The sequence below is a fragment of the Curtobacterium sp. PhB190 genome, assembly GCF_004365385.1.
Taxonomy (GTDB): domain Bacteria; phylum Actinomycetota; class Actinomycetes; order Actinomycetales; family Microbacteriaceae; genus Curtobacterium.
The window spans coordinates 21,243-28,055 of the sequence record NZ_SODN01000019.1 but is presented as its reverse complement, the minus strand read 5'-3'; the positions used below and the strand labels follow the sequence as shown (position 1 = coordinate 28,055).

Here is a 6,813-nt window from a genome sequence, read left to right as displayed (position 1 = left end):
GGGGGGGGGGGGGGGGGGGGGGGGGGGTGGGGGGGGGGGGGGGGGGCCCCCCCGGGGGGGGGGCCCCCCCCCCCCCCCCCGGGCCCCCCCCGGGGCGCCCCCCCCCCCCCCCCCCCCCCCGGCGGGCGGGGGGGGGGGGGCGGCGCCCCCCCCCCCCCCCCCCCCCCCGCGCCTCCAGTCCGTTGCCCACCGTGCGTCAGCGGACCGGCCGGCGGTTCAGAACAGGTAGCCGCCGGACGCGACGTCCGTGACGAACTCAGCGACGACGAAGGCCGCCAGGAGGCCGGCGAGCGTGCCGAGAGCGGCGAAGGACCCCGGTTGCCACCGGCGCCGACGGGCGACGACCCAGCACGTCCCGACGACGGCGATGACACCCGAGACGAGCGGATACGCGATGAGGACGATCGAACTCGCGTCGTAGTTGCAGTTCCTCGCGGTGCCCGTGCACCCGACGAAGGCCATCTGGCTGAGCACGACCCAGAACCAGGCGAGGGGCGCGGCGACGTAGGTGACGGCCAGCGTGACAGCGGTCACGACGAGGTCGATCGCGCCGGGCTTCGTCGGGACGTACGGTGTCCGAGGCTGCGCTCGCGCCGGGCGGAGGTACGCGTCCTCATCGGGGCCGAGCCACTGGTGGTTGCGTTGCTCCCCCATGCGCTCACGCTAGTGGATCGTCGCACCACTCCGGGGAGCGGCAGCACCATCGCCTGAACCGGACCACGCGGCGGACGGGAGGCACGGAGCACGCTGACGCCGCGCCTCCCGCCCGTCCGCCCCTCAGCCGCCCTCGTGCGCAGCCAGGGTGGCGAGTACGAGCTTCGTGATCCGACGCTGCCCTTCGTCGTTGGGGTGGATGCCGTCCGTCGAGTAGATCCCCGTCCCGGACGTGTCGGCCTCGGGGAACGTGTCCGCCATGCCGACGTACGCGGCACCGCCCTTCGCCGCGGCACGCTTGATCTCGGCGAGGTAGCTGGACCACGGCTCCGCCATGCCGTCCGTCATGCTCGAAGCCGGCGTGAACTCGCCGATCACGAGCAGCGAGGGCTTCGTGGGCAGCGCCGCGAGCGTCTCGAGGAACGCCACGTACTGGGCGCCGAGCTCGTCGGGTGTGAGGTTCGCCGCGTCGTTGCCACCCAGCGTGATGGTGATGAGGTCCGGCGCAGCACGACGCATCGCCGTCAGGAAGCCCTCTTGGTTCTTCGTGAACGTCGCAATCGTCGAGCCCGAGTGCGCGGAGTCGTAGCGGTGGATCCCCTTGTCCCGGTCACCGTCGTAGATCGTGAACCCCAGCAAGGAGAACGGCGCGACGGCGGTGACGGTCACCGTGTGCTCCCCGCTCGACAGTCCGTCCACCTTCGTGATCGTCCCGGTACTGGCAGTCCCGGTGGTGGCGACGGTCGTCGGTGCTGCTCCATCGACGCTGTAGGTGAAGTCGCCGGACCCGGGGTAGCGCGCCCACCAGATGTCGATCCCGGTGCCCGTGAAGCCGTAGCTCCGCGAGGCGCCCGCCTGCATCGCGACCGATCGGTAGCCGAGGTCGGGGGTGGTGATGTCGAACTGGCTCTCCCCCGTGCGCGCCGTCGCCCAGTCACCCCAGGTCGAGTCCGGTGCGTACACGGCGAACTGCGCCGGCAGGTACCCGGCCCCTCCGGTGACCCCGTCCGTCGGGTGCTCCGTGCGCAGCTGGTCGAGCGTGAGGTCCATCCACCGGGTGGAGCGTGACGAGGCGCCCTGCCCCTCGGTGATCGAGTCCCCCAGGGCGACCCAGTTCGCGGACGCCTCGGTCCGGTCGGCCACGGCGGCGTTCCAGGTCGCGAGCGGCTCGGCGACCTCCGGGGTCTTCGCTGCGGAGCACCCCGTCGCGACGATCGACACGAGTGCGACGACCAGGCCGGCGACGAGCCGCGGCGCCCCTCGACGCCGACCGCGATCGGTGCTGCGCTCGTGGCCGTTCACGTTGTCTCCCCTGGGTGGGATGTGGTCCGCGACCGGGCGCCGGGTCGGGCAATGCTAACCGCGCAACCCTGGTGAACTACCGTCGTCTCCGTGCCCTCCTCCACCGGGACTCCGGACCCGACTGCCGGTCCGCCGACCGCGCCGCACTCCGTCAGACGGACCATCGCGGTCGGTCTGGCGATCGCCGTGTCGGCAGCAGCGCTGGTCGGCATCGATGCGGTCGCCGGATCAGCAGACACCGCAGCGTCGCCGGTGACGGTCACCAAGGTCACCGCAGCGTCCACCGTCCCCTCGACCGGCAGCGCCGTGCGGGCCACCCTGAAGGTCACGAACACCACCTCGGTGCGGAAGCCAGCTTCGTCGGCCTGGCTCTTCCTGTCCACCGGCACGAAGAAGTACACGCTCGGCCGGGTCGCGGTGCAGCCACTCGCCCCGGGCTCGAGCACAACGGTCAGCGCAGTCCGCACGGCCCCTTCCCGCGCCGCGGCCGGGAAGTACTCGGTCCTCGCCTGCGTCGGTGCGTACTCCGGGCAGCACTGCCGCACGTCCGCTTCGACCGTCACCACCAAGCGGACGCCCCGCCCACGTCCCCAGACCGGCGTGATGCTCGACGTCGCTCGCGCCTACTACCCCGTGGCGCTGATCAAGCGGTACATCGACCTGCTCGCCGACGACGGCGGCCGCTTCCTGCACCTGCACCTCACCGATGACCAGAACGTCGGGATCGAGAGCAACGTCCTCGGCCAGACCCTCGCGAACGCCGATCTCGACCACGGCGTCTACACGAGCCGCGTGACCGGCCGTCCGTTCCTCAGCGCCGCACAGGCACGCACGATCGCCGAGTACGCGGCGAAGCAGCGGATCGCGATCGTGCCCGAGGTCGACACTCCCGGCCACATGGCTGCCGCCTTCGCCCTGCTCGAGGCGGAGCACGGCACGAAGTGGGTCGACCGCATCCGTTCGGGCGAGAGCGAGCTCGACCCGTCGGCGCCGGGCAGTCTCGCGCTGGCGACCAAGCTGTACGCCGAGGTGCAGCGGACGTTCCCGTCCAGCCGCACCGTGCACATCGGCGCAGACGAATGGGGCGACGGCGTCACCGCCGCCCAACGCGTCGCGTGGATGAACACGATGGCGGCCACCCTCGGCAACCGCGAGGTCTGGGCGTGGAACGACGGGATCGATCGCGCTGCGGTCGGGCGACTGGATCCGCGCATCCACGTCACGTACTGGAGCTTCGACGGCGACACCGAGGACGCAGCCGAGCGCCGCGAACGCCGAGCGCGACGAGCAAGTGCGGTCGACCTGCAGCAGGCCGGGATCGACCTGCTCAACTACAACTCGTACTACCTGTACGAGGTGCCGACCGACCTCGACCCCGCCGACAGCGAGTACACGGTCGCCGATCTCCGCGAGAACTGGTCACTCCGGGCGTGGGACGGCGACTCCGGTTCGCTGCTCGCAGCTCCGATGTCGGGCGCCGCCGTCGCGATCTGGGGCGAGGACCTCGACAGTCCACCCGCTGACGCGCTCCTGCGGTGGAGCGCGCCGCACGTGACGGCGATGCTCGAGACCGCAGCCTCCTGACGGACGCATGACGGGCCTCCCGGCCGACCTCCGGAACCGCGCGAACCGCGGCCTGCCTACCCGAGCGGCTCGACGCCGTAACTGGTGACCACCGCGCGCAACTCGTCCAGGTAGGTCTGCGCCTGCACGGTGAGGGGAACCGAGGCGTGCGCGATCCAGCCGATCTCGATGCGTTCGTCGACATCGAGGGGGATGGCGACGATCTCGGGGTCGAGGTCGTCGCTGATGAGCCCGGTGGAGATCGTGTACCCACCGAGGCCGATCATGAGGTTGAAGATCGTCGCCCGGTCCGAGACGCGGATCTCCCGCTTGCTCGACATCGTCGACAGGATCTCCTCAGCCAGGTAGAAGGAGTTGTTCGCGCCCTGGTCGAACGTCAGCCGCGGCAGGTCGGCGAGGTCCTCGAGGGTCGCGCGCTCCCGTGACGCGATCGGGTTCCGCCGGGCCACGAAGATGTGCGGCTCGGCGACGAACAGCGGTGTGAACACGACCCCGGCGTCCCGCAGCAGCTTGCCGAGCACCTGCTTGTTGAAGTCGTTGCGGTAGAGGATGCCCACCTCGCTCCGCAGGGTGCGGACGTCCTCGATGATGTCCCAGGTGCGTGTCTCGCGGAGCGAGAACTCGTACTCGTCCGCGGCCGCGCCCTCGACCATGCGGACGAAGGCCTCCACGGCGAACGAGTAGTGCTGGGAGGACACCCCGAGCAGTCGACGCGACCGCTGCCGGCCGACGTACCGCTGCTCGAGCAGGGAGACCTGCTCGATGACCTGCCGGGCGTACCCGAGGAACTCGACGCCGTCGACGGTGAGCACGACTCCCCTGGCCGATCGGACGAACAGGGGACGCCCGATCCGCGTCTCGAGGTCCTTCATCGCCGCGGACATCGTCGGTTGCGACACGTAGAGCAGATCGGCCGCGGCGCTGATCGAGCCCTCGGTCGCGACCTCGATGAAGTACCGGAGCTGCTGCAGGGTGATGTCGTTCGGGACCCGAGCCATAGGCCGAGACTATACCGCCGCATAGCGTCTCGGTATTACCTGATGGCCCGCGGTTCCCGTCATGATCGACGTACCCCTTCCCCAGTGCCCTCGGGCGCTCGACGAACAGATTGCCGACCATGGCGAACGACCTCACCTTCAGCATCACCCGGACCCGGTTCGACGAGGACTACTCCCCCGCCGACAGCTCCCGGCTGACCACGAACTTCGCCAACCTGGCGCGCGGCGAGCACCGTCAGCAGAACCTCCGTGCGGCGCTGGCGATGATCGACGGGCGTGCGAACGACCTCTTGGTTGCCGGGGACCGCTACCGCCTGCAACTCGACATCGTCTCGGCCGCACTGGCGTTCTCCGACGGTGGAGCCGACGCCGAGTTCCCGCTGCTCGAGATGCTCGACGTCACGATCGTCGACCAGCACACCGGCGAGCACCACCACGGCATCCTCGGCAACAACTTCTCGTCGTACCTGCGCGACTACGACTTCTCGGTCCTGCTGCCGTCATCGCCGGGCTTGCCGTCTGACTTCGGGGCGCTGCACGGGGCCCTCTTCCAGCGCTTCCTGGAGTCGTCCGCGTTCCGCTCGGATTTCGGTGCCGAGCCCGTCGTCTGCATCAGCGTCTCGACGAGCCAGACCTACCGCCAGAACGGGTACGTCCACCCCGTCCTCGGCGCCGAGTACGAGCACGAGCACTCCTCGCTCACCGACGACTACTTCGGCCGGATGGGCATGCGGGTCCGGTACTTCCAGCCCGCCGGAGCGTCGGCCCCGCTCGCGTTCTACACGCGCGGTGACCTGACCGGGGACTACACGGACCTCCAGCTCATCGGCACGATCGCCACCATGGAGACGTTCCAGAAGATCTACCGCCCGGAGATCTACGCCGCGAACACCCCGGCCGGGAGCACCTACCGCCCCAGCCTCGACCACACCGACTTCACGCCCACCCCGGTCACCTACGACCGTGAGGAGCGCAGTCGCCTCGGGATCACCCAGGGTCGGTGGACCGAGGAGCACCTCGTGACGCCGCACCACGCGCTCCTCTCGCGTTTCGCTGCCGGCGCCGCCGTTCCTTCTCTTTGATCGTTAGGACTCGCAACCGCATGAGCACCCTCCTGCCCACCTCGATCGTCGGCAGCCTGCCGAAACCGTCCTGGCTCGCCGAGCCCGAGCGACTCTGGTCCCCCTGGCTGCTCGAAGGAGACGCCCTGACCGAGGGCAAGCAGGACGCCCTCCGCTCCGCCGTCCACGAGCAGGAGCGCCGTGGCATCGACATCGTCAGCGACGGCGAGCAGACCCGCCAGCACTTCGTCACGACGTTCATCGAGCACCTCGACGGCGTGGACCTCGAGCGCAAGGAGACCGTCCGGATCCGTGACCGCTACGACGCGGCCGTCCCGACCGTGGTCGGTGCCGTCAGCCGTCGGGCGCCCGTGTTCGTGGACGACGCCCGCTTCCTGCGCGCCCAGACCGACCGTCCGATCAAGTGGGCGCTCCCCGGCCCGATGACCATGATCGACACGCTCTCCGACCAGCACTACAAGAGCCGCGAGAAGCTGGCGTGGGAGTTCGCCACGATCCTCAACCAGGAAGCGCGGGAGCTGCAGGACGCCGGCGTCGACATCATCCAGTTCGACGAGCCCGCCTTCACCGTCTTCCACGACGAGGTGCAAGACTGGGGCGTGGCCGCGCTCGAACGCGCGACCGAGGGCCTGCGCGCCGAGACCGCCGTGCACATCTGTTACGGCTACGGCATCGAGGCGAACAACAAGTGGAAGGAGACCCTCGGGGCCGAGTGGCGGCAGTACGAGCAGTCCTTCCCGCTGCTGCAGCAGTCGTCCATCGACATCGTCTCGCTCGAGTGCATCCACTCACACGTGCCGCTCGAGCTCGTCGAGCTCATCCGCGGGAAGAAGGTCATGCTCGGGGCGATCGACGTCGCGACCGAGACCGTGGAGACGCCGGAGGAGGTCGCGGAGGTGCTGCGGCGGGCGCTCGAGTTCGTCGATGCCGACAAGCTCATCCCGAGTTCGAACTGCGGGATGGCTCCGCTGGCGCGTGGAGCCGCACTGGACAAGCTCGGTGCGCTGTCCGCTGGGGCGGACATCGTGCGAGCCGAGCTCGCCAGCGTCGCCGGGCCGGTATCGCGCTAGCGGCCCGGCTGCACAGGACGGCTCGCCTCGGCAACGGGGCGGGCCGTCTTCCATGTCACGCCCGGCAGGGGCTCGCGTCTCGGGCCGGTCTGGAGGCGCGGCTCGATTCCGGCGATCAGGTCG

The 6,813-nt window shown here is 70.2% G+C and carries 6 protein-coding genes; 3 read left to right on the top strand and 3 right to left on the bottom strand.

What is annotated here, in order from left to right; translation table 11 throughout:
- Positions 1-216 precede the first annotated feature (216 nt).
- The gene (locus EDF47_RS19355) at positions 217-654 is read right to left on the bottom strand and encodes a hypothetical protein (RefSeq protein WP_133937787.1); all 438 of its coding nucleotides are present in this window, start codon (positions 652-654) and stop codon (positions 217-219) included.
- 123 nt (positions 655-777) lie between these two features.
- Complete coding sequence (locus EDF47_RS19350; protein ID WP_166673284.1) at positions 778-1,956, bottom strand: GDSL-type esterase/lipase family protein; 1,179 nt, start codon at positions 1,954-1,956, stop codon at positions 778-780.
- Between the two features lie 90 nt (positions 1,957-2,046).
- Between EDF47_RS19350 and EDF47_RS19345 the strand changes: the two genes are divergently transcribed.
- Entirely contained in the window at positions 2,047-3,540 is a 1,494-nt protein-coding gene (locus EDF47_RS19345; protein ID WP_133937791.1) for a family 20 glycosylhydrolase, read from the top strand.
- 56 nt (positions 3,541-3,596) lie between these two features.
- Here EDF47_RS19345 and EDF47_RS19340 read toward each other — a convergent pair whose 3' ends face one another.
- Positions 3,597-4,538, bottom strand: coding sequence for a LysR family transcriptional regulator (locus EDF47_RS19340; protein WP_131880295.1), 942 nt, complete (start codon positions 4,536-4,538; stop codon positions 3,597-3,599).
- Positions 4,539-4,657: 119 nt separating this feature from the next.
- Between EDF47_RS19340 and EDF47_RS19335 the strand changes: the two genes are divergently transcribed.
- Both EDF47_RS19335 and EDF47_RS19330 read left to right on the top strand, forming a co-directional pair.
- The gene (locus EDF47_RS19335; RefSeq protein ID WP_133937793.1) at positions 4,658-5,620 is read left to right on the top strand and encodes a putative oxygenase MesX; all 963 of its coding nucleotides are present in this window, start codon (positions 4,658-4,660) and stop codon (positions 5,618-5,620) included.
- Between the two features lie 20 nt (positions 5,621-5,640).
- Positions 5,641-6,690 carry a methionine synthase gene (locus EDF47_RS19330; RefSeq protein WP_133937795.1) on the top strand — a complete coding sequence of 350 codons (1,050 nt, stop codon included), beginning with the start codon at positions 5,641-5,643 and terminating at the stop codon, positions 6,688-6,690.
- Positions 6,691-6,813 lie beyond the last annotated feature (123 nt).